Source organism: Mucilaginibacter sp. 320_HR, from assembly GCF_059691875.1.
On the sequence record NZ_JCAWAI010000001.1, the window covers coordinates 552,559 to 575,741 of the forward strand.

At 42.6% G+C, this 23,183-nt stretch carries 21 protein-coding genes; 11 read left to right on the top strand and 10 right to left on the bottom strand.

All coding sequences use genetic code 11. The annotated features are described in order from the left end of the window. Nucleotides 1-43 precede the first annotated feature (43 nt). Nucleotides 44-490, bottom strand: a complete 447-nt coding sequence (locus AC59GT_RS02445) for a hypothetical protein (protein ID WP_497236166.1) — start codon at nucleotides 488-490, stop codon at nucleotides 44-46. A gap of 101 nt (nucleotides 491-591) precedes the next feature. Here AC59GT_RS02445 and AC59GT_RS02450 point away from each other — a divergent pair, with 101 nt between their 5' ends. Both AC59GT_RS02450 and AC59GT_RS02455 read left to right on the top strand, forming a co-directional pair. Next, nucleotides 592-903, top strand: coding sequence for an antibiotic biosynthesis monooxygenase family protein (locus AC59GT_RS02450; protein ID WP_497236167.1), 312 nt, complete (start codon nucleotides 592-594; stop codon nucleotides 901-903). Between the two features lie 193 nt (nucleotides 904-1,096). After that, entirely contained in the window at nucleotides 1,097-1,519 is a 423-nt protein-coding gene (locus AC59GT_RS02455; protein WP_497236168.1) for a response regulator, read from the top strand. On the opposite strand, the gene AC59GT_RS02460 is transcribed toward AC59GT_RS02455, so the two are convergent. Beyond that, a complete protein-coding gene (locus AC59GT_RS02460; RefSeq protein ID WP_497236169.1) occupies nucleotides 1,503-2,276 on the bottom strand; it encodes an MBL fold metallo-hydrolase in 774 nt (257 codons plus the stop codon). The genes AC59GT_RS02455 and AC59GT_RS02460 overlap by 17 nt on opposite strands. Nucleotides 2,277-2,421: 145 nt before the next feature. On the opposite strand from AC59GT_RS02460, the gene AC59GT_RS02465 reads away from it, so the two are divergent. The 4 genes from AC59GT_RS02465 (at nucleotide 2,422) to AC59GT_RS02480 (ending at nucleotide 7,597) form a co-directional block, all read left to right on the top strand. Then, nucleotides 2,422-2,880 (top strand): BlaI/MecI/CopY family transcriptional regulator, encoded by a 459-nt coding sequence (locus AC59GT_RS02465; protein WP_497236170.1) that lies wholly within the window; start codon nucleotides 2,422-2,424, stop codon nucleotides 2,878-2,880. A gap of 15 nt (nucleotides 2,881-2,895) precedes the next feature. Then, a complete protein-coding gene (locus AC59GT_RS02470; protein WP_497236171.1) occupies nucleotides 2,896-4,917 on the top strand; it encodes a M56 family metallopeptidase in 2,022 nt (673 codons plus the stop codon). A 107-nt stretch (nucleotides 4,918-5,024) separates the two neighbouring features. Further along, a complete protein-coding gene (gene recN / locus AC59GT_RS02475) occupies nucleotides 5,025-6,698 on the top strand; it encodes a DNA repair protein RecN (protein ID WP_497236172.1) in 1,674 nt (557 codons plus the stop codon). A gap of 86 nt (nucleotides 6,699-6,784) precedes the next feature. Then, a complete protein-coding gene (locus AC59GT_RS02480; RefSeq protein WP_497236173.1) occupies nucleotides 6,785-7,597 on the top strand; it encodes an enoyl-ACP reductase FabI in 813 nt (270 codons plus the stop codon). 104 nt (nucleotides 7,598-7,701) lie between these two features. Here the strand turns inward: AC59GT_RS02480 and AC59GT_RS02485 are convergent, their stop codons facing one another. Further along, a complete protein-coding gene (locus AC59GT_RS02485; RefSeq protein ID WP_497236174.1) occupies nucleotides 7,702-8,103 on the bottom strand; it encodes a hypothetical protein in 402 nt (133 codons plus the stop codon). Between the two features lie 77 nt (nucleotides 8,104-8,180). Between AC59GT_RS02485 and AC59GT_RS02490 the strand changes: the two genes are divergently transcribed. Next, nucleotides 8,181-9,383, top strand: a complete 1,203-nt coding sequence (locus tag AC59GT_RS02490) for a carboxypeptidase-like regulatory domain-containing protein (protein WP_497236175.1) — start codon at nucleotides 8,181-8,183, stop codon at nucleotides 9,381-9,383. 60 nt (nucleotides 9,384-9,443) lie between these two features. Here the strand turns inward: AC59GT_RS02490 and AC59GT_RS02495 are convergent, their stop codons facing one another. Further along, nucleotides 9,444-11,984: an ATP-dependent Clp protease ATP-binding subunit gene (locus AC59GT_RS02495; protein ID WP_497236176.1), complete on the bottom strand. Its 2,541-nt coding sequence runs from the start codon at nucleotides 11,982-11,984 to the stop codon at nucleotides 9,444-9,446. Between the two features lie 470 nt (nucleotides 11,985-12,454). Here AC59GT_RS02495 and ettA point away from each other — a divergent pair, with 470 nt between their 5' ends. Next, entirely contained in the window at nucleotides 12,455-14,134 is a 1,680-nt protein-coding gene (gene ettA, locus AC59GT_RS02500; RefSeq protein WP_497236177.1) for an energy-dependent translational throttle protein EttA, read from the top strand. Nucleotides 14,135-14,220: 86 nt separating this feature from the next. Here ettA and AC59GT_RS02505 read toward each other — a convergent pair whose 3' ends face one another. Together AC59GT_RS02505 and AC59GT_RS02510 are read right to left on the bottom strand one after the other, a co-directional pair. After that, the gene (locus tag AC59GT_RS02505; protein ID WP_497236178.1) at nucleotides 14,221-15,108 is read right to left on the bottom strand and encodes a DUF4349 domain-containing protein; all 888 of its coding nucleotides are present in this window, start codon (nucleotides 15,106-15,108) and stop codon (nucleotides 14,221-14,223) included. 92 nt (nucleotides 15,109-15,200) lie between these two features. After that, on the bottom strand, nucleotides 15,201-16,256 hold the full coding sequence (locus AC59GT_RS02510) for a DUF4932 domain-containing protein (RefSeq protein WP_497236179.1): 1,056 nt from the start codon (nucleotides 16,254-16,256) through the stop codon (nucleotides 15,201-15,203). Between the two features lie 201 nt (nucleotides 16,257-16,457). Between AC59GT_RS02510 and AC59GT_RS02515 the strand changes: the two genes are divergently transcribed. Together AC59GT_RS02515 and AC59GT_RS02520 are read left to right on the top strand one after the other, a co-directional pair. Beyond that, nucleotides 16,458-17,516, top strand: coding sequence for a sensor histidine kinase (locus tag AC59GT_RS02515; protein ID WP_497236180.1), 1,059 nt, complete (start codon nucleotides 16,458-16,460; stop codon nucleotides 17,514-17,516). Beyond that, nucleotides 17,516-18,244, top strand: a complete 729-nt coding sequence (locus AC59GT_RS02520) for a LytR/AlgR family response regulator transcription factor (RefSeq protein ID WP_497236181.1) — start codon at nucleotides 17,516-17,518, stop codon at nucleotides 18,242-18,244. Before AC59GT_RS02515 ends, AC59GT_RS02520 begins: the two co-directional genes overlap by 1 nt. Before the next feature lie 9 nt (nucleotides 18,245-18,253). Here AC59GT_RS02520 and AC59GT_RS02525 read toward each other — a convergent pair whose 3' ends face one another. From AC59GT_RS02525 to AC59GT_RS02540, 4 genes are all read right to left on the bottom strand, one after another. Continuing rightward, complete coding sequence (locus AC59GT_RS02525; protein ID WP_497236182.1) at nucleotides 18,254-18,709, bottom strand: nuclear transport factor 2 family protein; 456 nt, start codon at nucleotides 18,707-18,709, stop codon at nucleotides 18,254-18,256. Nucleotides 18,710-18,796: 87 nt separating this feature from the next. Then, the gene (gene dnaA, locus AC59GT_RS02530; protein WP_117384458.1) at nucleotides 18,797-20,221 is read right to left on the bottom strand and encodes a chromosomal replication initiator protein DnaA; all 1,425 of its coding nucleotides are present in this window, start codon (nucleotides 20,219-20,221) and stop codon (nucleotides 18,797-18,799) included. Nucleotides 20,222-20,537: 316 nt separating this feature from the next. After that, nucleotides 20,538-22,082: an acyl-CoA mutase large subunit family protein gene (locus AC59GT_RS02535; protein ID WP_497236183.1), complete on the bottom strand. Its 1,545-nt coding sequence runs from the start codon at nucleotides 22,080-22,082 to the stop codon at nucleotides 20,538-20,540. Between the two features lie 99 nt (nucleotides 22,083-22,181). Next, on the bottom strand, nucleotides 22,182-22,712 hold the full coding sequence (locus tag AC59GT_RS02540) for a DUF7935 family protein (RefSeq protein ID WP_497236184.1): 531 nt from the start codon (nucleotides 22,710-22,712) through the stop codon (nucleotides 22,182-22,184). A gap of 91 nt (nucleotides 22,713-22,803) precedes the next feature. Here AC59GT_RS02540 and AC59GT_RS02545 point away from each other — a divergent pair, with 91 nt between their 5' ends. Continuing rightward, on the top strand, nucleotides 22,804-23,157 hold the full coding sequence (locus AC59GT_RS02545; protein ID WP_497236185.1) for a HesB/IscA family protein: 354 nt from the start codon (nucleotides 22,804-22,806) through the stop codon (nucleotides 23,155-23,157). Nucleotides 23,158-23,183: the final 26 nt, after the last annotated feature.

Consider the following 23,183-nt stretch of genomic DNA (forward strand, 5'->3'; position numbering starts at 1 on the left):
CTGCGTCGGCACAAAAAAAGCTGAACACTTTTGAACACTTGAGCTATTTAAAGTAGCTGGATTTCATCAGCTTAATGGCCTCTTTTTCGTCCTCGGCGCATGGTTCACAAAACGTCCCGCGGCCATCTACCGGGCCTTCGTACTCCCAGCTGAAAGTCTCTGCTTTTTTGGATGTGGCATTCACTATCGCCAGCTTGTCACCAATAAGGTACACGTAGTACACTTTGTTGCCTGGGAGCGTAATTTTGAAACTGCTTTTGCCGTTGTATGTCGCTTTGCCGTTGTAGGTAACTTTACTTTCGTTACGGTCGGCGCCGCTCCTGAAGCTTATTTCAGTTGGCTTTGTTCCGGTAGCGTAAAAACTATAACCACGATAGGTGCTTGTACCGGACTTACCTACAGAATAGTTAGCAACCTTTTGTGCATAAGTAGTTATGGAGGTTAGTATAACTAATACCGTTGCCAGGAAAGTTAATCTGACGATTTTCATAGTAGTGTGATTTAGCTTACTACTTTAAAAGCTTGTTTCAGGAAAATGTTTTATCTTGAGAAATAATGACAGATCTGCATTAAGCTATTTCGCCCGATAACATGATTGCTCAAACTCCGCCCGTCCCCTATTACGCTGTAATATTTACGTCCATCCGCACCGGTGTTGATGAGGGGTACGGTGACATGGCTGCCGAGATGGTGCGGTTGGCAACAGAGCAGGATGGCTTTCTAGGTGTAGAATCTGCCAGGAACGATACAGGGATAACGGTGTCTTACTGGAAAACTACGGACTCAATCAGAACATGGAAGGCGAACACCAGTCATTTACTTGCTCAAAAGTATGGCCGAGATAAGTGGTATGAGAAATATAAAGTAAGAATTTGCCTTGTAGAACGCGATTATAGCTTTTAAGCAGTGGCGGTTAACTGTTTTATACACAGCTAATAAAAAAACCCGGTGTAAGTATGTAACAAAAATGTTGGACAACCGTCTGTTCAATCTAATCGTTTATTACTACGTTGCGCCGCAAAGTGATTGTATATTTGTAAATTACAACTAATAGGAATACAACTTTTTGATTATAGCTTCCGTATAAAGATCGTATATGAGCCCTAACAGTACCAAAACCGTAAGCGTCTTATTGGTTGATGATGATGAGATCAATAATTTTATCTCCATTAAGCTTATTAAGAAAGCATTATTGAACACAGACATCATGGCATGCCTGAATGGTAAGTTTGCCATAGACCAGTTAATGGAGATCCAGGAAAAGGATCCGGCTAAACTGCCTGACTACATTTTACTGGACATTAACATGCCGATTATGAACGGTTGGGAGTTCCTGGACGAGTATAAACGTTTAGGAATAGACCCGCTTAGTAAGACAAAAATCTTTATTATCTCATCTTCTGTTTTCAGCAACGACATCAACAAAGCACGTTCTTATCCACTCGTAAAGGATTTCGTATCAAAGCCCCTAAACGTAGATAAAATAAAAGAGCTTTTTGAAGTTAAGGAAGAGGCGTAACCGTAAACTGTTCGCCATTATAACTTACTGTACCAACTGCATTAGCTCGGGCGTGATAAAATAGACAGGTATATCCTTCAGCTGCCGCTATTTTGCCGTATGCAATTCGTAAATCGGCGCTGCGGTGGCCGTCGTAATCATACTTAGCAACAAATTTTCGTAATAACTGCTCGGGTTCGGGCAGTTCGTCTCCTCCAAAGAAAACTTTGCTCCCTTCCATATCGAACCAAAACACCTGGTGAAATTTGCTGTGACCTGCACTCAATTCGTATCTTATTCCCTGCTTAAACTCGCCAACTCCGTCTACCAGCGTAAGCTTTATTTTGCCCTGAAGCGACTCAAAAATTTCTTTGTGATAAGAAGACGAGGCGCCTGTTAGAGCGTATTCCCATTCCTGTTTATTAATCACGTGCTCGGCGTCAGGAAAACTTGGCTCCAGCTTTCCATTACGTTCTACAACTAATCCGCCGGAATGGTCGTAATGCAGATGGCTCATGAGTACCAGGGTAACTTCCTCGGGGTCAAAACCAGCATTGCGGATATGTTGATGCAATAACAGTTCGTCACGGGTATCTTTATAACCCAGCCCGGCGTCTAACAAGATTAAATCCGTGGCCGTTTTAATCAGGAATGGATTAACATGTATGAACAAAGAGCCGGGTCTGTCTTTGCGACTGTCTGTCTCCGGATTAAACGGTATAAACTTTTTAGTAGCGTCAACAGAATAGGAGCCTTCGCCCAGCACAAAAATTTCCATGGTTTTTAAATGTGCTGCAAATATACAGCTAACTAAGTTTATGATGTGGAATGTGCAGATAAATGACAAAAGCTTGTAACACAAGTATGGTTCTAGATGTCTCTTAATAAGAACAAGCTTGTTAAAGGGAAATTAAAAAATAATTTTGATATACGAAACTTATCGTACATATTTGTACGAAGGAATTCGTAATAAGGATAAAATGGACTTGAAACCAACAGAAAGCGAGCTGGAAATACTACAGGTGATTTGGAAAAAAGGCGAGTGCTCAGTACGTGATGTGCATGACGAGCTTTCCAAAAACAAAGACTCGGGATACACAACTACACTCAAACTTATGCAGATAATGCACGAAAAAGGATTAGTGGTGCGCAACACCGATGCAAAAACACATCTGTACAAAGCCCTTATTAGCCGGGAACAGGCTCAGCAAGGCGCTTTAGATAAAATCTTATCTACAGTTTTCAAAGGTTCAACATCCGACCTTGTGATACAGGCGCTTGGGCAGCACCGTGCATCTAAGGATGAGTTAGACGCTATCCGGAACTTTTTAGACAAGTTCGATGGCGGAGAGGATAAAGATAACAATGGTTTATTAAAGTGAATTAAATAGCAATTTATGTCTGTTCTATCTTACAATATCAGCCAGGTTTTAGGTATAGCCATTCTTCACTCACTTTGGCAGGGTCTACTGATATGGGTTGTACTGCGTGTGATTTTTATTGCGGTTCCGCAATTTTCATCCATCAAGAAGTACAATCTCGCTGTAGTAGGTATGTTAGGCATATCTGTATGGTTTATTATTACCCTGTTTAGAGAAGCTGGCAACTTTACCTGGACCTCCAATGTTAACGCGTCGGGTGGAATGTTTTTACCACCTATTGATTTGAAAAATAATGTTTCACCTTTGGAGGCTGTTGCGAGTAGATATTATAACTTAATATCGGTGTTTTTGCCGTATGTTTCGATATTTTACCTTACAGGGTTGCTTATAAACCTTTTTAAATTGAGCTATTGCCAGGTAAGGCTTTATCAAATAAGGAAAGCCCTTTTACCTGCCGTGAACATGCAGTTTATTACCGACAAATTTGCTAAGTCGCTTGCTATTAACCGGTATGTGCAAGTAAAATTTAGCGAGTTGGTTGATGTGCCCTGCATGATCGGTTTCTTAAAACCTGTGATTTTGCTGCCAGTATCCCTTGTTACGAACCTTTCAATTGCTGAAACAGAATCTATTCTACTGCACGAACTCGCTCATATAAAACGAAACGATTATCTGATCAATCTGCTGCAGCAGATCGTGAATTCCTTACTGTTCTTTAATCCTTTTGCTCAGATGATTAATCGTTTAATAAGCAGCGAACGCGAGAACTGCTGCGACGACCTCGTTGTACAAACTACCAATAGTCCGCTGATTTACGCACGTGCGCTGCTCAAACTTGAAGAGTGCAGGCAGAGCAACCTGCAACTGGCGCTTGCCGCCACTACAAAAAAACAATATTTACTTACCAGAATTGAACGCATCATGAAAACAAAACAAAAAATAGGCAACATGCGCCACCTGGTGCTTGCTATGATATTATTATTCGGCAGCTTAAGCAGCATAGCCTGGCTTAATCCTGAAATAAAGAACGGTAAAGTATTAATTGCCCCAGTTAGACCTGTGGAAATTATTACTAAACTGTTTGCTGATACTACTAAGAAAAATTTAGCCAAACCGCGTACTGCTGCGAAAACCAAAAAGTATAAAGTTCAGCAATACAAAACCAACTTCGACTACAATAACAATTATAGCGATGGTTTGAAGGATAAAAAACTTGAGGAGCTAAGTGCTGAGGTGCAAAAGCATTCTGACGTTGTAAGTAAGTACTATGACAGTAATGAATTTAAAGCCTACAGTACCGACCTGGAGAAGCGCGGAAAGGAGATAGAGGCCTTTTACAACAGCGACAGGATGAAAGAAATTACTGCAAAGCAAGAAAAGTTGGGCAAAGAATTTGAAGCAAAATGGGGCGGTAAAGACTCTGAAATGAGTAAGAACGGCGCGCAAATGGAAGCTTTAGGAAAAAAAGTAGAGGCATATTTTAATTCCGCAGAGTTTAAAGCCACTAACGATCGCCTTAAGAAAAAGTATGGCATAAGCGATGATAAATATTATGACAGCAGGGACGAAAATCATAAAAAGTACCAGGCAGAGTTGGATCAAACATTATCGCCGGAGATTAAACAAACCACTCAGCACATGCGGAGTTTGGGCGACCAAATAAGGAACCGCGGCGACGCAATGCGCCTTGACGGTGACGAAATGCGCAAAATGGGAGAAAGCATGCGTGAGGCATTTAACAATCCTGAAATGAAGAAACAGCAGGAAGACATGCGAAGGGTGGGCGACAAAATGCGTGCATATGCAAATAATCCTGAGATTGAAAAGCAGAAGAAATTATTAAGGGAGTCAGCAGATAAGTTAAGGGCTTACACTCAATCCGCCGAATTTAAAGCAAAGGTTAAGGAGTGGAGAAAAACACATCCACAAAACTTTAATTGGAATGACAACAAAGATGACAGCGAGAAGGTAGAAAGGACGGAAAGACCAGAGAAGCCTGAAGCACCTGAAAAGCCAGAGCCCGCAGAAAAGCCCTAATTACACAATAAGTTGATGTTTTTAATGCAGTTGTAATCCAGAAAAAGCATCAGCAGTAAGTTCTAAAACCGTAATTTAGTATCCTCAAAAGCGAGGATACTTTTTTTATGCTTCAAAAGCTGACCATAAACAATTATGCACTTATTGATAACCTGGAGATAGAGTTCGACGCCGGGTTAAATATTCTAACAGGCGAAACTGGGGCAGGTAAATCTATCATTCTTGGTGCTTTGTCGCTTATATTAGGGCAAAGGGCAGAGAGCAAGTACTTTTTCAACCAGCAGAAGAAATGCGTTATAGAAGGCGCATTTAAAATAAATGGATTTCACTTAGCCGGCTTTTTTGACGAAAATGATCTTGATTATGATAGCGATACTGTGTTGCGCCGGGAGATATCTGCTGATGGTAAATCAAGAGCTTTCGTAAACGATACGCCGGTAAATTTAACCACGCTTAAGCAACTTGGCGAAAAGCTTATTGACATACACTCTCAGCACGCCACAAGGGAAATAAACGACCCTGAGTTTCAGTTGCTGGTTGTGGACGGGGTTGCAGGTCACGTAGAATTGCTGAATGATTACAGAGGCAAGTACAAGGCCTACCGTAAGGCTTTGAGTGAGCTGCAGCAATTAATAGAGGAGAATGATAAAGCCAAGGCAGACCTAGACTACTATCAGTTTCAATTCGATGAATTGGAGAAAGCAGGACTGAGTGCTGATGAGCAGGAGTTGTTAGAAAAAGAACTTTACACGCTCAATAATGCAGAGGAAATTAAACGCAATTTACTGGGCGCGCATTACCTGATGCATGAAGGAGAAACATCGGCTATAATTCAGCTTCGCGAGGCTGGGCAACAACTATCAGGCATTGAAAAATTTACGCCCGAAGTTGAAGAACTTAACGAGCGACTGAAGAGCACGCTTATAGAGTTAAAAGATATAGCAGCAGAGATAGAAGGCTTAGAGCAGAAAACATTTACAAATGAGGCGCGTGCCGAAGAGGTAAATACCCGGTTAAGCCTGATTTACAATCTTCAAAAGAAACATCGGGTAAGTACCAACGCCGAGTTGCTGGATATTCAAAATAGCCTCTCTGAAAAAATACAGCAGGCTGTTTTTGGGGACGAGGCGGTAGAGAAATTAAACAAGCAGATAGCAGCAGCCAGAACAGAACTTGAAGAGCTTGCAGCCCAACTGTCAGCCAATCGCAAGAAGGCAATACCTGCCATAAAAACTAAGGTTTTGACAACTCTTTCAGAAATGGGCATGGATAACTCTGCGTTAGAAATAGAAGCAGGGCGCACTGAAATACAAAGGACGGGCGACAATCTTACAAAGAACGGGGTTGATAACGTGCGGTTTCTGTTTTCGGCCAACAAGGGGCATGCCCTGGCAGACATGAGCAAGGTAGCGTCTGGTGGTGAGTTGAGCAGGCTAATGCTGAGCATCAAATCTCTCATTGCGGAATATACCGCGTTGCCAACTATTATTTTTGATGAAATTGATACTGGAGTAAGCGGCGAAGTAGCTAATAAGGTGGGGCAGGTAATGGAACGTTTATCCGGCAACTTACAGGTGATTACTATTACACATCTACCGCAAATTGCTGGAAAAGGCAACAGCCATTACTTTGTATACAAAGACAATAATGCGGCTGTTACCAATACACGCATAAAGAAATTAAATGATGATGAACGCGTTTTGGAAATAGCTAAAATGCTTAGCGGTGATAAACCTGGTGAAAGTGCCCTGCTTAATGCCAGGGAGCTACTTAAAAAGTAATTGCAGCTAAACACAATCCTTCTAAATCCGCAATTCTGAATTCGTAAATAAAAATTACCTTTGCCCTACTTACAAAACTAAAAACGATGGCTTACAATTTATTAAAAGGTAAAAAGGGAATTATCTTCGGCGCCCTTAATGAGCAATCAATTGCCTGGAAAGTGGCACAACGCTGCCATGAAGAAGGTGCTGAAATAGTACTAACTAACTCACCTTTAGCCCTGCGCATGGGCGAACTGAACAAGCTTGCCGAAGAATGCAACGCGCCGGTTATACCAGCTGACGTAACCAGTAATGAGGACGTAACTAACCTGTTTACCAAATCTCTTGAGCATTTTGGCAGCGGGGTTGATTTTGTGCTGCATTCAATAGGTATGAGCCTCAATGTTCGTAAGAGCATCCCTTATACCGACAATAATTATGATTTTACCCATAAAGGCCTTGATATATCTGCATTGAGCTTTCACCGCGTATTGCAAACAGCCATGAAGCTGGATGCTATAAACGAGTGGGGGTCTGTTGTGGCGCTTACCTATATAGCCGCCCAACGCGTATTTCCTGACTATAATGACATGGCAGATAATAAAGCATATTTGGAAAGCATAGCCCGCAACTTTGGATACCAATATGGTGTGAAAAAGCACGTACGTGTTAACACCATATCACAATCGCCCACCCGCACTACAGCCGGTAGCGGCGTAAAAGGGTTTGATGGCTTCATCAACTATGCCGAAAGAATGAGCCCGCTAGGTAATGCTGATGCTAACCAGTGTGCCGATTATGTAGTAACCTTATTCAGTGATCTAACCAAAATGGTTACCATGCAGAACCTGTTTCATGATGGCGGCTTTTCTACAACCGGCGTTACACAAGCCGTAATAGAAAGAATGGGAGAGTAATCGGTAAATGTTCCTGCACTCACAAGAGAGTGTCGACATTTAGTAGTAAACAAACAGAAAAGGCCTTCGGATATCCGAAGGCCTTTTCTGTTTATGTTTAATAATTAATCAATGTTCGAGTCGATCAACACTATTTTTACGTCAATAGGATCAGGTTTAGTAAGTGTGCCCGTTGGGTTTTGCGCATATATAGAAACCCTGCCAACGTCATGTGTAAAACTAAATGCACGGCCGCCATATATCTCGGGGATCTGCTCCCACTCGGTACCGCCGGGTTTAGTTATATAAACTAATACGGCACCATACTCGCTGTAAGTTTTGTCGAGCTTTGAAACAGGTATGTCAACAACGTAAGAGCCACCACCATCATTGGTGAGTTCCCAATTAGATACGTTGGTTGCATAAACAGTTTGATTGGTGTTCCCCTGAACAATGGTTTCTTTTTTACAAGATGCAACTGCCAGCATTATAATAGACAGGCACAGGATAGATAAAGTTTTTTTCATGATGGTTATATATATCTATAAGAACAATTTTTATAGAAAAGGTTTAGTGCTACTTGAACATTATTAAATTTTAATAAATGGTGTTATATTACAGAGAGTTAAGAACCATTTATCCATCTAACAGTTACTTACAATCAATAAAAGGTTTTAAACCTATGTACAGGGTTTTCCCATTATTCACATTTTTGCTATTGGTTCCGTTGGAAGTATTTTCTCAATTTACCCTTATTGGGAAAGTTGTCAACGCAGCAGACGGTAAAGCCCTATCGGACGCAAGTGTATTTATGAATAACACTACAATTGGTGCTAAAACTACTGCCGACGGCACCTTTGTTTTGCGCAGGCTAACTGAAGGGCACTATAATTTGATAATAAGCGCTGTGGGTTTTGAGCGTCAAAGTCTAGAATTGTTTTTAGACCAAAATACCCAAAGAGCAGACATCAGGATGCAGCCAAAAACTCTGGAGTTAAAAGAAGTTGCTATTTCGGGTAGAGATCCTAACAGAGCCAGGAAGTTAAGGCTGTTTAGAGAAGAGTTTCTTGGATCTGTATTTGGTTTAAAGTGCCGAATACTTAATCCGGAGGTATTAACTTTAAAATTCAGTCGGCATCAAAACGTACTTACTGCTAGTGCGGACGAGTACTTAGAGATAGAAAATAAAGCGCTTGGCTATAAAATTCGATATTATTTAGAAAACTTTTTTTTAGATAGACAAGCTATGAAAATAGCTTATGAAGGCTTTGCTTATTTTGAAGGAATGCAAGGTACATCAAAAGATAAAAATCTTTGGGAGCGTAACCGGCAACTTGCATACAATGGATCTCCGAAGCATTTTTTGCGCTCAATCCTTTCAAATAAAGTAGACTCAGCTTTTATGGTAAGACCCTTCTGTGCAAAAAAAATATTTAATGCTAAGGTGATAGACTATAGAACAGGTGACTCTGTCACACGTACATTCTTAATTTACGATACGCTTAGAACAAATAATTATGTCCACAGAACTGACAAACGAGGAATATATTCTATAACTTATCCATCAGATATTGATATATTTTACTATCCCCCCGGTGAACCACATTCCCAAACTGGCGTAGGTGGAATAGAATATGGTAATAGGGGTCAAGTTGGTAGTATAGACTTTATGGATGAGCCGCTATTTTTTGATGTTAACGGAATCATCCTTAATCCTACTGCTGTGTCATTTAGATATTCGTGGGCAACAAGCCGGATTGGTGAACTACTACCTGAAGATTATTGGCCGGTATTAACAAAGGAGTGAAGAGTATCTAAACTAAAAAAGCCCTGCAGTAGTACTGCAGGGCTTTAATTATATCACAACTTATGATTGTTGCTCTTCTTCCGGTTTGTTTTCGCCGGCAGTTTTGTTTTTATCAAGTATCTTAATCGCGTCGGCTTCTTTGTCGTAATCTACTTCCATGGTGTCACCCTCAGATAGTTCACCTTTCAGGATTTCTTCGGCAATCGGATCTTCCAGATATTTTTGGATAGCGCGTTTAAGCGGACGTGCACCAAATTGGGAGTCATAGCCTTTTTCAGCAATAAACTCTTTTGCTGCAAGCGTCAGCTCGATCTTGTAACCAAGCGTATTCACACGGCCGAATAGTGATGCCAGCTCTATATCAATGATCTTAAAGATCTCGTCTTTGCCAAGCGAGTTGAACACGATAACGTCGTCGATACGGTTCAGGAACTCCGGTGCGAAAGCACGTTTTAAAGCGTTCTCTATTACACCACGAGAGTGAGATTCTGCCTGAGTTGTCTTAGCACTGGTAGAGAAACCTACACCCTGACCGAAATCTTTCAACTGGCGTGCGCCAATGTTAGAGGTCATGATGATGATGGTGTTCCTAAAGTCTACTTTACGTCCTAACGAGTCAGTCAGCTGACCTTCATCAAGCACTTGTAACAGAATGTTGAATACATCCGGGTGTGCTTTCTCAATCTCGTCAAGCAACACTACGGCGTATGGCTTACGGCGTACCTTTTCAGTAAGCTGTCCGCCTTCTTCATAGCCTACGTAGCCCGGAGGCGCACCTACTAAGCGTGATACAGCGAATTTCTCCATGTACTCGCTCATGTCTATCTGTATCAATGCATCCTCGGTATCAAACATAAAGCGGGCAAGTTCTTTAGCCAGCTCTGTTTTACCAACACCTGTAGGACCTAAGAAGATAAATGAGCCTATTGGCTTCTTCGGATCTTTCAGTCCGGCGCGGGTACGCTGGATGGCGCGGGTAAGCTTTTTAATAGCATCATCCTGGCCTATGATCTTGTTAGCAATAGTGTCATTCATGTTCAGCAGCTTAAGGCTGTCTGCCTGACCTACCCGCTGAACCGGTATGCCGGTCATCATGGCAACAACTTCTGCCACATTGTCTTCAGATACAGTGTAGCGCTTAGATTTGGTTTCAGCTTCCCACGCAGATTTAGCCTGCTCAAGCTCTTCTAAGAGATGCTTTTCGGTATCACGTAGTTTAGCAGCTTCCTCATATTTCTGGCTACGAACAACTTTGTTCTTTTCAATTTTGATCTGCTCTATCTTTTGCTCGATATCCAAAATATTCTGCGGCACGTGAATATTGGTCAGGTGCACTCGAGAACCTGATTCATCCAGCGCATCAATAGCCTTATCAGGCAGGAACCTGTCGGTTATGTAACGGGTGGTTAAGGTAACGCAGGCATTTATCGCTTCAGGAGTGTAAGTTACACCGTGGTGTTCTTCGTATTTTTCCTTAATGCGGTTCAATATCTCGATGGTTTCGTCCGGTGAGGCAGGTTCAACCATTACCTTTTGAAAACGACGGTCCAAAGCGCCATCTTTCTCAATGTACTGGCGGTATTCATCAAGGGTAGTAGCACCGATGCATTGTATCTCACCACGTGCTAGAGCTGGTTTAAACATGTTAGATGCATCTAACGAGCCTGAGGCACCACCTGCACCGACGATAGTGTGAATTTCGTCTATGAAGAGGATAACATCCGGAGATTTCTCTAACTCGTTCATTACCGCTTTCATGCGCTCTTCAAACTGGCCGCGGTATTTTGTACCTGCTACTAGCGATGCAAGATCTAAAGTAACAACGCGCTTGTTAAACAATACGCGGGATACTTTACGCTGAACTATCCTAAGGGCTAACCCTTCAGCGATGGCACTTTTACCAACACCTGGCTCACCTATAAGTATAGGGTTGTTCTTTTTACGGCGCGAAAGGATTTGCGATACACGCTCTATCTCTTTCTCACGACCTACAATTGGATCAAGCTTTCCTTCTTCCGCTGCTTTTGTAAGGTCGCGTCCAAAGTTATCCAGAACCGGGGTTTTTGACTTGATGTCAGATACCTTCTTCGGTTGTGTAAAGCCGTCGTCCTCTTTAAAGTCGTCATCGCCGCCTGTTGATGATCCCGGCATTTCGTCGGTAACATCATTTTTGTGCGACTCTACTTCGCTTTTAAAAACTTCGTAGTTCACGTTAAATTGCATCAGTATCTGTGAGGCTATGTTATCTTCATCGCGCAGGATAGAAAGCAACAGGTGCTCGGTACCTATCACATCGCTCTTAAATATCTTGGCTTCCAGGTAAGTGATCTTTAAAACTTTTTCTGCTTGTTTGGTTAGCGGGATACTGCCTATATGTACGTTAGTACCAACTGTTCCTTTTACGGCATCTTCAACCGCACGGCGTAACTTGGCAGTATCAACGGTAAGCCCTTTTAATAATTTGATTGCTACGCCATCCCCATCACGGATGAGGCCGAGCAAAAGGTGCTCAGTGCCAATATAATCATGGCCGAGGCGCAACGCCTCTTCCCTGCTGTACTGTATCACATCTTTAACCCGAGGCGAAAATTTAGCTTCCATATATACCTTTCTGATTATGATCGTCCTAATCTAAAATTTTGTTTTCATTAGTCAGGCGATTGCTTTTAGATTTATCAACAATATTGCCAACTTTTTACATTCATCGCAAACAGACAATATAATGATACACCGGCTGTAAATATGAAATAAAAATCGGAAGTTGTTTGTTTTGTACTTCCGTAAACCGCCTGAGAATTAATATAATTACGGTAAAAACTATAAATTAGATATAGTTTACTGTAAATTGTTTAAGCCCATTATGCAAATTATATTTAGCAGGGCATATAGTCATGTTCTTGTATGACAATACGGCACATCCGTTTGGGGCCGTAAAGTGGTTTGGGTTTATTACAAACCAAAACATTTGCATTGTAAAATACAATACCTCCGGTGAATTTTAGATGAAAATAATCGCAGGTGCAAAAATCCATTCTATATTTGTGTCCCACTAAATAAACCGCGTTAAAAGCATGGCTGACGAAAAGATAATTTTTTCAATGGCAGGGGTAAGTAAAGTTTATCCGCCACAAAAAACTGTACTCAAGAATATATACCTGTCGTTCTTTTACGGAGCAAAAATCGGCGTTATAGGTCTTAACGGATCCGGTAAATCTTCCTTGCTGAAGATAATTGCAGGCATCGATAAAACCAACATAGGCGAAGTGGTTTTCTCGCCCGGATACACTGTTGGTTACCTAAGCCAGGAGCCGGAGCTTGATCCTGAAAAAACCGTAAAGGAAGTGGTTGAGGAAGGTGTTGCTACCACCATGGCCCTGCTGAAGGAATATGAGGACATAAATGAGAAGTTTGGCCTGGAAGAGTACTACAGCGATGCGGACAAAATGGACAAGCTGATGAGCCGCCAGGGCGAATTACAAGATCAGATTGATGCAATTGGAGCATGGGAGATAGATACCAAGCTAGAGCGCGCTATGGATGCACTGCGCTGCCCTGAGCCTGAAACTAAAATTGCTGTGCTTTCCGGTGGTGAACGCCGTCGTGTGGCACTATGCCGTTTACTGTTGCAGGAGCCTGATGTATTGCTTCTGGACGAGCCCACCAACCACCTTGACGCGGAATCTATTGATTGGCTGGAGCAGCACCTTAAACAATACAAAGGAACTGTTATAGCTGTAACGCACGACCGTTACTTCCTTGACAATGTGGCAGGATGGATACTGGAACTTGATAGAGGTGAAGGTATTCCGTGGAAAGGTAACTACTCGTCGTGGCTTGATCAGAAAGCTAAGCGCTTAGCCCAGGAAGAAAAAAGTGAAAGCAAACGCCAGAAAACGCTGGAGCGTGAGCTGGAGTGGGTAAGGATGGGTCCGAAAGGGCGTCATGCTAAGTCAAAAGCCCGTTTATCCAACTATGACAAATTAGCATCCGAGGAAACAAAGGAGAAAGAAGAAAAGCTGGAACTGTTTATTCCGCCAGGCCCGCGCTTGGGTAATGTGGTGATAGAGGCTAACGGCGTTACCAAAGCTTACGGTGACAAAGTTTTGTTTGATAACCTTACCTTTTCGCTGCCGCCTGCCGGTATAGTAGGCATCATAGGCCCGAACGGTGCCGGTAAAACAACATTGTTCCGCTTAATTACCGGGCAGGACCAACCAGATGCGGGTACCTTCCGCGTGGGAGAGACTGTCGCGCTGGGTTATGTAGACCAAATGCACGACGACCTTGATCCTGCTAAATCTGTTTGGGAAAACGTTACCGGCGGGCTGGACAACGTGATGGTAGGAAACCGTCCTTTAAACTCCAGGGCATATGTATCTAAGTTTAACTTTAACGGCGCCGATCAGCAAAAAAAAGTAGGTGTACTATCAGGTGGTGAGCGCAACCGTGTACACCTGGCTATCACCCTTAAAAAAGGATCTAACGTACTGCTGCTGGATGAGCCTACCAATGACATCGACGTAAATACACTCCGCTCCCTCGAAGAGGCGCTGGAGAACTTTGGGGGTTGTGCGGTGATCATCAGTCACGACCGCTGGTTCCTTGATCGTATATGCACGCATATACTGGCATTTGAAGGAAACTCTCAGGTGTACTTTTTTGAAGGAAACTACAGCGACTATGAAGAGAACCGGAAGAAGCGCCTCGGTGATGTTGCACCCAAAAGGATTCGCTACAAAAAATTGGGTTAAACGGAGTTATGATAAAAAAGCGGCCTGAGCATTTTGTTCGGGCCGCTTTTTTTATGCAGGAGAGTGGTGGTTACTTGGGTTAAGTTCTAAATGCTTTTGCTTACCGGTGATGGGTAATTCTTTTTATAAGCTTTATAGGCAATCCACAAAGCTACTCCGGCAAGTATTAATACCCAAAAATTTGCCAGGCCTAAAATAAATTCAACAAATATCATCCAGCCGTTTGCAAGAGCCATCAGCAGGCGTTTAAAGAACGGCAACTGGTATGCCGATGGATCGCCATTGGCAACCATCTCCTTTAATATGGTATTGCTTTGGAAAAATGTGAGGCTAATGTTACTATAGCGTACATCCTGGTCAATGCGCTGGTTCTCTATTTGGCCGTCTATCATATCGTCCTTTAGCCAAAGTACTTTCTGCGGATCCTTTATAGTTACCTTACCACTTTTTTGCTGCGCTACCAGCTCTTTACGGCTTTGTAGCTTTAGCTTGGTCGACAAGTAATCTAAAGATTTATCTTCAATGTCCATTTGCCGTCGGGTAACATACAGGCCCATATGGCTTACCTTCGTCATGAATTCCTGCAATCTAGCAGATGGTACCTTGACGGTCATGTCGGCGCTTGTGCTAAAAGCAGATACCCGCATCAATGAGTCGTCGCTGATACGTATATCCTCGCTGTTGTTCACGCTAGATGTCATCTGGTGATGCATAACCATACCACCCATTCGTGCCGTTACTGCAGAAATAGTATCGCCGGTTTGTTGTACATTCTTAACCTTAAAGCTTATGTCGGCCGTTTTTATAAGCTTAGCCTTAGCTGCACTATCTGTTACAACCGTGTCTGCTGCGGACGACTCGTAACCATCAATCGAGCGTTTGTCGGTATTCACCACTTCATAGTCTCCGTGTTTGCCTTTGCAGGCTGCCAGCAAAGCAATGCTTCCCAGCAGGATAAGGGTTTTTGTCTTCATGATCGTAATTGGTTTTTAATTGATACTGCGTACGAAAGAAAGGTAACCCTGTACTGGACTGATAACTGGAATGTTACAAGTTTAATAACTAATTACTTGTCAGTCTTCGGATGTTTCTCCTTTAAAAATTTTAAGATCTCCGGAAAGAAATCCTCAAAGTTCTTGTATTTGTTAGTATTGAAGTAGTTGGTTGTTATAAACGGTGCCAATTCGTCCACATAAATAAAATCCGACAACACTTCTTTCGCTATCTGTCTTTTATAAAGCCGTGGCGACCTATACTTGTTGTACAATGCCGCAGTTACAGATCTTACAATGTTTTCGTCCAGGCAATACCTCCAGGTTTTGATGTTGTTGCGCTGCATGCCGTCATCGTCCTTGTTGAAAAGGTAATCCATGGCGTCAATTTCCTGTTTGTGCTTTTCCATTAACCCGTTTATATAAACATGGCTTCCTTCGTGCCAAACTAGGTTCTCAAAGTTTTTAAATTCAAAATTGGGGTCGGTACTTGGGTTTCCTTTTTCTGTAAAATATCCGGTATTGTAAACCAGCAAGTCGGCAAACTGCGGGTTGATGGTCTTCGTCATAATGGCGTGCGATCCCCAGCTGTTCAGCGGGTCAATGCAGATATACCACTTCGGTTCTGCCTTAAAGCGATAGAAATCCTGCAGATTTTTAATGTATCCTACCGAGTCAAGCTTTTTCTGCATAGTTGTCCCCCATGCAGTATAGCGCGACAGGTGCTCTTGGTAAAAGTTCCAAAACTTTGTATCGATAAAAAAGTCGCGGCAAAGGCGTATATACTCCAGTACGTTTTCCTTACCATACATTTTGTACCAGCTCAAATCTGCAGGTTCGTAGATTTTAATGGTCGGGAAATCGCTCATACACCAGCCTAGTTCCACCAGGTCTGTATACGTTTTTTCGAATGAACGTACTTTTTTAACCGCAGGATGGTCTTTATACTTTTCAAAATATGCTAAAGCCTCTTTGCTGTAGGCTGATGGGTTTGGCTGAGGGTATTTGTCGGCCAGAATTTGTACAATGGTAAATAATTCCACACCCGGGTGCACCTTAACGGTAAGCTTATCCTGGCAGTAAGCCAGCATAGGCAGGTTGCACAGGCAAATAACAAGTAATTTTTTCATGTGTTGTGATTTGATTTGTACAATTATCCAGTCAATAAATCACCCACGCAATTACAGTTGACCAACGGTCTATTGTTATTGATGAAAGCCGATTTATTTAACTTTTTAATTCATCATGTAAACGCGGTGGTTGGTCATCAATAATAAGCCCTTCGTATATTGAGGTTTCCAAAGGCGGCGGCATCCTGATATATTTAGCTGATGAAGAAAAAGTATGTAATACTTTTACATGTGTGTTTCTGGGTGCTGTATATCGGCGGCAACTCTTATGCTAAATTTTCTGCGGGCAGCCTTTTTACTAGTGCAAATAGTTCGCTAGCGGCCCAGCCCTATACAAAGTATCTGCTAATAGAAATTGGGTATGCTATAGTTGCAATGAGCTGTTTTTATGGTAGCTATCTTGGCATAGCTCCTCAGATATTTGTTCGTAAAAGATACTGGTTAGCGCTCATATGTTCCTTAATCTGCGTTGCATTTACAACCGGGCTGCGTTATCTTTTGGAGTATAAGTACTTTATGCCGGTACTTGGGTTTGATAATTATAGAGGCCATCCCTGGCCAGCCAGCCGTTACATATCTAATGTATTCTTCTACTACTTTCCTACCTATTTTATGTACGGCATGATCTGTTTTTTTGCCGAGAATTGGTACAAGAACAGCCGTCGGCACCAGGATCTGCAAAAGGAAAAGCTTACCACAGAACTCGCTTTTTTGAGATCGCAGGTAAACCCGCATTTTTTGTTCAACACCATTAACGATATTTACTCCTTAACCTATCAAAAGTCGGAACAGGCACCTGAAGCGCTCTTGAAGCTATCGGCCATGTTAAGGTACATGCTACGCGAAGGAACAGATAATTTAATGCCGCTAAACCGCGAAGCAGAATACCTGGAAAACATGATAACGCTGCAGCGGATTGGTGCCAAAGGGAGCGCTTGCATCAACTTTGTGCAGGAAGGATTAATTGCCGATCAGCCTGTGGCATCGCTGTTGTTTATTGCTTTTGTAGAGAATGCTTTTAAACACGGGGTGATGAACGATCCTGATTACCCAATTGATATTTACTTGCATGCCGATAACAAAGGAGTGATTTTTAACGTCCGCAACAAAAAGAACAACGGTTTTAAAGATAATGCCGGCGGAATAGGACTTAACAATGTGCGGCGTAGATTAGCACTCATCTATCCCGATAAACACCAGTTGATGATAAAAGACAATGGCGAAATGTATGAGGTGAACCTTTTTATTAAATCCGCGTGATGCAACTTAACTGCCTTATAATAGACGATAAGCCGCTGGCGATAGATATACTGGTACAGTATGTTGAAAAAACTCCTTTCTTGCGTTTGGCGGGCACAAGCACTAACCCGGTAGAAGGCCTGCAGATTATCCGCAATCAGGCTATTGATCTTATTTTTCTAGACATCCAGATGCCGGAACTAAACGGACTGCAGTTTATTAAAATAGTGGGTAGCGCAAGTAAGTTCATACTTACCACCGCATACAGTGAGTACGCTTTGGATGGGTATGAACATGACGTAGTTGATTACTTGCTTAAACCTGTAGCCTTTGACAGGTTTTACCGTGCGGCAGAAAAGGCTTTTAGGGCGTTTACTCCCGGGGATAATAGTAAAGGAACAGAACGGCCGGCCGGGGACTTGCTTAAACAACCGGGCGCCACATCGTACCTTTTTGTAAAAACGGAACATCGCATACAAAAAGTAAATTTAAGTGAAATACAACACATAGAGAGCCTGCAAAACTACATCAGCATACAAACGGCTGCAGCGCGCATAATGAGTTTGCAAACCTTAAAGCGGACAGAAGAGCAGCTACCTCCCGGGGATTTTGTGCGTGTACATAAGTCGTTTATTGTAGCGCTTAAGCACATCAGCTACATCGAACGGAACCGTATTTATGTAGCCGATGCTTGTATACCCATCGGGGATAGTTACCGCGAAGCATTCTTCAACTTATTAGACAGGTAGGCTATTTACTTATTCAGGACAGTTATCTTTACGGCGGGTATCAACAATATAAATGATCTTCCAGCCCTTGGCAGTTTTTATTAGTTGGAAAAAGTTAACTCCGCAATGGCTGAACTGGTTGCCAAGGTAGAACTTGTAAGGCGTCCATACGCTTGCGAGCGCCCCATCTATCTTAATATCGCCCCAGGTAATGCGTTCGTCGTATACCTCTTTGTGCGGCGTACCCACCTGTTTCACAAACTCATCAGCTTTTTCGGTAAGGAGCGCTGTGGTGCCATCCTTTTTATTTACCACGCTTTGCAGTACCATATCTTTATGGAAAGTTCCGCGTAATACAGTACTATCTCCTTTGCGCATGCCATCGAACATTGCTGTTATGGTTTTTTTAACATCATCTTTATCAGTTTGGCAAAAGGCGGATGTGGAAAATGCAAATACGGTGACTGCGAGTAAAAAGGTTTTCATGACTGGTTAGTTTGACACAAGTTAGTTAAAAGTTACTAAACAAAAAAAGCCCCGCAATTTGCGAGGCTCAACATTATTAAAAGAGTCTTACGACATCTTCAATTTTTTCTGAATATCGGCTACGTAGCCTTTAAATTTTTTGTCGGTGTCTATCAAGTCTTCTACAGTTTGACAAGCATAGATCACGGTAGAGTGGTCGCGGCCGCCAAAGAAGTGCCCTATCGATTTCAGTGAGCTTTTGGTGTGTGCCTTTGCCAGGTACATAGAAATTTGCCTTGCCTGTACGATCTCGCGCTTACGTGTTTGAGACTTCACCATATCAATTGGTACCTCAAAGTATTCGCAAACCAGACTCTGGATGTATTCCATTGATATTTCCTTGGCAGAATTCTTGACAAAATTCTTCAGCATTTGCTTGGCCAGGTTCAGGTCTATTTCTTTACGATTGAGCGTGCTTTGTGCCAGCAGGCTCACCATTGCGCCTTCCAGTTCGCGTACGTTGTTATCAATGTTGTGGGCAACATATTCTACCACATCGTTTGATAGTTCAATACCGTCCTGATATATCTTGTTCTTCAGGATAGCCATACGGGTTTCCAAGTCTGGAACCTGCAGATCGGCAGACAACCCCCATTTAAAACGCGACAATAAACGCTCTTCTAAACCAGCCAGATCCTTAGGGGCCTTATCTGATGTGATGATCAGCTGTTTGCCGCTTTGGTGCAAGTGGTTAAATATGTGGAAGAAGAAGTCCTGTGTTTTTTCTTTACCAGCAAAGTTGTGCACATCGTCCATGATCAGCACATCTATTGCCTGGTAAAAATTAACAAAGTCGTTTATGTTGTTGTGTTTTAGCGCGTCAACAAACTGCTGGGTAAACTTTTCGCAGCTTACGTATAAAACAAGCTTATCAGGTAAGGTGCGTTTTATCTCGTTGCCAATTGCCTGTGCCAGGTGTGTTTTACCTAAACCTACACCGCCGTAAATCATGAGCGGGTTGAAAGACGTGCCGCCCGGTTTTGCTGCAACAGCATAGCCTGCAGAACGCGCTAAGCGGTTGCAATCGCCCTCTACAAAACTTTCAAACGTGTAGTTACGGTTAAGTTGAGGATCAACGTTGAGCTTTTTAAGGCCTGGTATAACAAATGGGTTTTTTATATCCTTATTGATAGCAATAGGGATGGGCATGCTTTGGTGTTTAGATTCGGCACCATTACCGTTTGACGGCATATTGGTGGTATAAGGCTGCTTGGTAGACTGCTCTACAACTATATTATACTCCAGCCGGCCTTCGTCGCCCAGTTGTTTTTTTATAGTCTTGCGCAGCAGGCCAACATAGTGCTCCTCCAGCCATTCGTAAAAAAATAAACTTGGAACCTGTATGGTAAGTACGCTGCCTTCCATCCTCAACGCTTTAATCGGCTCAAACCAGGTTTTAAAACTCTGGGCCGGTATGTTGTCTTTGATGATTTGCAAGCAACTATTCCAAACGGTAGTACAAGTTTTTTCCATATAAATATCAGTAATTATTTGATTTTCAGTATCCCGCTAAGCTGGTTTTCTCGCCGTTTCGGAACATCGAATATTCAAAAAAAAAGCGGTTCAAAAAATTAAATGTTAGTTTTTTTGTTAATTATTTTTTTGCCAAAAGGCACTTATTTTAAGGTTAAATTCATATTAAATTATATCTTTCGCATGCGTTTTTGCATTATCTGCTCACATTCAACGGAATGGCGTTTTTCAAAGTTTAAACAACAAAATCCCGCAAATTTGCCTTTATTTAAAAGGCAAATCCGTTTTAAAAATTAGATAAAATAATAACTTGTAATTAATGCTCTCCAAATATTTCCCGGAGCACATCCGCGATTTCACCGAGTGTTGCATAGCGCTCTACCGCGGTTAAAATGTGAGGCATCAGATTGGCTGTTCCGCCGGCTGCAATTCTCAATTCCTGCAGTGCAAGTGTTACCTCTGCGTTGTTTCGTTCTTCTTTTAAACGCTGTTTTTGCTCTATTTGTTTCTGCCGGATCGCATCATCAACCCGGAAAACGCTATCTCCCACAGGTTCAGGCTCATTAAATTTATTTACCCCCACCAGTGTTTTTTCGCCACTTTCTATGTCATTTTGATACTGATAAGCGGATGCTGCTATCTGCTGCTGCATGTAGTCCTGCTCAATCGCTTTCACCGATCCACCCATGGCATCTATCGTATCAATATACACCTGGGCGGCTTTTTCAATTTCGTTGGTAAGCTCTTCTATGAAGAACGAGCCGGCCAGCGGGTCCACAGTATCCGTAGCACCGCTTTCAAAAGCTATGATCTGCTGGGTGCGTAAAGCTATTTTGGCTGCTGCCTCTGTTGGGAGAGAAAGCGCTTCGTCGTAACCGTTGGTATGTAAGGATTGTGTGCCGCCAAGCACCGCTGCCAGGGCCTGCATGCTTACCCTTACAATATTATTCATGGGCTGCTGCGCAGTAAGGGTAGACCCCCCTGTTTGTGTATGAAAACGAAGCTTTTGTGCAGACGGGTCGGTCGCGCCAAGTTCCTTAGTCATATTGGCCCACATACGCCTTGCCGCCCGAAATTTTGCAATCTCTTCAAAAAAGTTGTTGTGGCAGTTAAAAAAGAAGGACAGCCTTTTCGCAAATACATTAATGTCTAACCCTTTACTTTGTGCTGCTTCTAAGTATGCCTTGCCATTGGCAAGGGTAAAGGCCAATTCCTGTACGGCCGTGGACCCTGCCTCACGTATGTGGTACCCCGAAATAGAAATGGTGTTCCATTTTGGAACTTCTTTGCTACAGTACTCAAATATATCGGTGATGAGCCGCATGGATGGGCCGGGAGGGTAGATGTAGGTTCCTCTTGCTGCGTATTCTTTTAAGATGTCGTTTTGAATGGTGCCTGATAGTTGCTTTAAGTCTGCACCTTGTTTTTTCGCTAAGGCAATATACATGGCCAGCAGTATAGAGGCTGTAGCGTTAATGGTCATGGAAGTGGTAATATTCTTCAGCTCTATGCCGTTGAACAAAATTTCCATATCCTTTAACGAGTCTATGGCGACGCCCACTTTGCCTACTTCACCTTCGGCTAGTTCGTGGTCGCTATCATAACCTATTTGAGTAGGCAGGTCAAACGCGACGGAAAGGCCCATCGTTCCCTGACCCAGCAGGTAATGGTAGCGTTTGTTGCTTTCTTCGGCAGTTGAAAAACCAGCGTACTGGCGCATGGTCCAGGGCTTACCACGATACATGTCTTTTTGTATTCCACGAGTGTAAGGAAACTCACCGGGAAGCTCTTCCATACCGGATGGCCGGGTATAAACCTCCTTAATTTCAATGCCGGAAGAAGTGGTGAATTTTTTACTCATCGCTGTGCGTAATTAAGTGTGGTTTTTAAAGAATTCTGCTCGTGAAAACGGCTGTAAACCGGTTTATTTATGCTTGTTTAAGCTATTGCTGAAGGTAGGTCAAAAAAGATCTTCCAGGTCCTGGCGCAGCAAGTTGGTGGCAATGTCATAGGGGTTATCTTCAACTTTGCCTAAATGGTTTAATAGTATCCGACCAAGATCCAGTCCGGTGGCATGTTCCGGCAAGCCCTGGACAGCGTTGTTAATCAGGGAAACGGTATCGTCCTTTACCTTGCGGATGACGCTCCAGGCGCGGGTGCTTACGTATATTTGCTGAGTAGTGTTGTGCTGCAGTTCCGTGCGGATTTCGTTAAGGATAACTACCTGTAATTCGGAAGCAGACAGGTTGTTGCCGTTTAACCTAATAAGCATATTAGCAGGGTTTATCCTGTCTACAAACAACACCAGGCGCTCGTAAGCTTGTAATTTAAGTGGCAGCGTTTGGGTACTTACGGCTTTTTTTATCTCCAATATCTGCAAATTTTGAGATTTATCCAGATATGGTTTAAGCATATAAAAAGCAACGTAAACCACGCCAATGCCAGCGACGGAATATTTTAGAATGTCGATTAGTAAACTGTAAAGCATCATTTTAGGTAATGTTAGGCAGAGGTCATAATATCCAGGCCGAAACAAAAATCCGCATTTTAGCTTATATTTGTGTGTTTAAATATAAAATAAGATGAGCGCTGTTGTTGAAACCCTTACCGCACCTGTTACGTTTACGCCTGGTGCCGTTAAAGAACTTTTTAAGCTTAAAGATCAGCAGGAGATTTCGGATGAGTTTGGCCTGCGTGTTGGTGTTGAAGGTGGTGGCTGTTCGGGCATGAACTATGTTCTTGGCTTTGATCAAAAGAAGGATGGCGATCAGGAATTCAATATTGATGGTATTAAAGTGTACATGCATAAAGCGCACGGGCTTTACCTTGCCGGTATGCAGATAGACTTTCAGGATGGATTGAATGCCCGTGGATTTACTTTTAACAATCCTAATGCAGCAAGCACCTGCGGTTGTGGATCTTCGTTTTCGGTATAAATTCTTAAACCGTATAAAATTATAAG

What these genes read in the sequence shown, in the direction of transcription:
- recN (WP_497236172.1), top strand. Translation starts at nt 5,025, where the DNA reads ATGCTTCAAAAGCTGACCATAAACAATTATGCACTTATTGATAACCTG.
- AC59GT_RS02495 (WP_497236176.1), bottom strand. Translation starts at nt 11,984, where the DNA reads ATGGAAGCTAAATTTTCGCCTCGGGTTAAAGATGTGATACAGTACAGC.
- AC59GT_RS02490 (WP_497236175.1), top strand. Translation starts at nt 8,181, where the DNA reads ATGGTGTTATATTACAGAGAGTTAAGAACCATTTATCCATCTAACAGT.
- AC59GT_RS02515 (WP_497236180.1), top strand. Translation starts at nt 16,458, where the DNA reads ATGAAGAAAAAGTATGTAATACTTTTACATGTGTGTTTCTGGGTGCTG.
- ettA (WP_497236177.1), top strand. Translation starts at nt 12,455, where the DNA reads ATGGCTGACGAAAAGATAATTTTTTCAATGGCAGGGGTAAGTAAAGTT.
- dnaA (WP_117384458.1), bottom strand. Translation starts at nt 20,221, where the DNA reads ATGGAAAAAACTTGTACTACCGTTTGGAATAGTTGCTTGCAAATCATC.
- AC59GT_RS02470 (WP_497236171.1), top strand. Translation starts at nt 2,896, where the DNA reads ATGTCTGTTCTATCTTACAATATCAGCCAGGTTTTAGGTATAGCCATT.
- AC59GT_RS02505 (WP_497236178.1), bottom strand. Translation starts at nt 15,108, where the DNA reads ATGAAGACAAAAACCCTTATCCTGCTGGGAAGCATTGCTTTGCTGGCA.
- AC59GT_RS02540 (WP_497236184.1), bottom strand. Translation starts at nt 22,712, where the DNA reads ATGATGCTTTACAGTTTACTAATCGACATTCTAAAATATTCCGTCGCT.
- AC59GT_RS02520 (WP_497236181.1), top strand. Translation starts at nt 17,516, where the DNA reads ATGCAACTTAACTGCCTTATAATAGACGATAAGCCGCTGGCGATAGAT.
- AC59GT_RS02460 (WP_497236169.1), bottom strand. Translation starts at nt 2,276, where the DNA reads ATGGAAATTTTTGTGCTGGGCGAAGGCTCCTATTCTGTTGACGCTACT.
- AC59GT_RS02480 (WP_497236173.1), top strand. Translation starts at nt 6,785, where the DNA reads ATGGCTTACAATTTATTAAAAGGTAAAAAGGGAATTATCTTCGGCGCC.
- AC59GT_RS02545 (WP_497236185.1), top strand. Translation starts at nt 22,804, where the DNA reads ATGAGCGCTGTTGTTGAAACCCTTACCGCACCTGTTACGTTTACGCCT.
- AC59GT_RS02525 (WP_497236182.1), bottom strand. Translation starts at nt 18,709, where the DNA reads ATGAAAACCTTTTTACTCGCAGTCACCGTATTTGCATTTTCCACATCC.
- AC59GT_RS02510 (WP_497236179.1), bottom strand. Translation starts at nt 16,256, where the DNA reads ATGAAAAAATTACTTGTTATTTGCCTGTGCAACCTGCCTATGCTGGCT.
- AC59GT_RS02485 (WP_497236174.1), bottom strand. Translation starts at nt 8,103, where the DNA reads ATGAAAAAAACTTTATCTATCCTGTGCCTGTCTATTATAATGCTGGCA.
- AC59GT_RS02455 (WP_497236168.1), top strand. Translation starts at nt 1,097, where the DNA reads ATGAGCCCTAACAGTACCAAAACCGTAAGCGTCTTATTGGTTGATGAT.
- AC59GT_RS02445 (WP_497236166.1), bottom strand. Translation starts at nt 490, where the DNA reads ATGAAAATCGTCAGATTAACTTTCCTGGCAACGGTATTAGTTATACTA.
- AC59GT_RS02535 (WP_497236183.1), bottom strand. Translation starts at nt 22,082, where the DNA reads ATGAGTAAAAAATTCACCACTTCTTCCGGCATTGAAATTAAGGAGGTT.
- AC59GT_RS02450 (WP_497236167.1), top strand. Translation starts at nt 592, where the DNA reads ATGATTGCTCAAACTCCGCCCGTCCCCTATTACGCTGTAATATTTACG.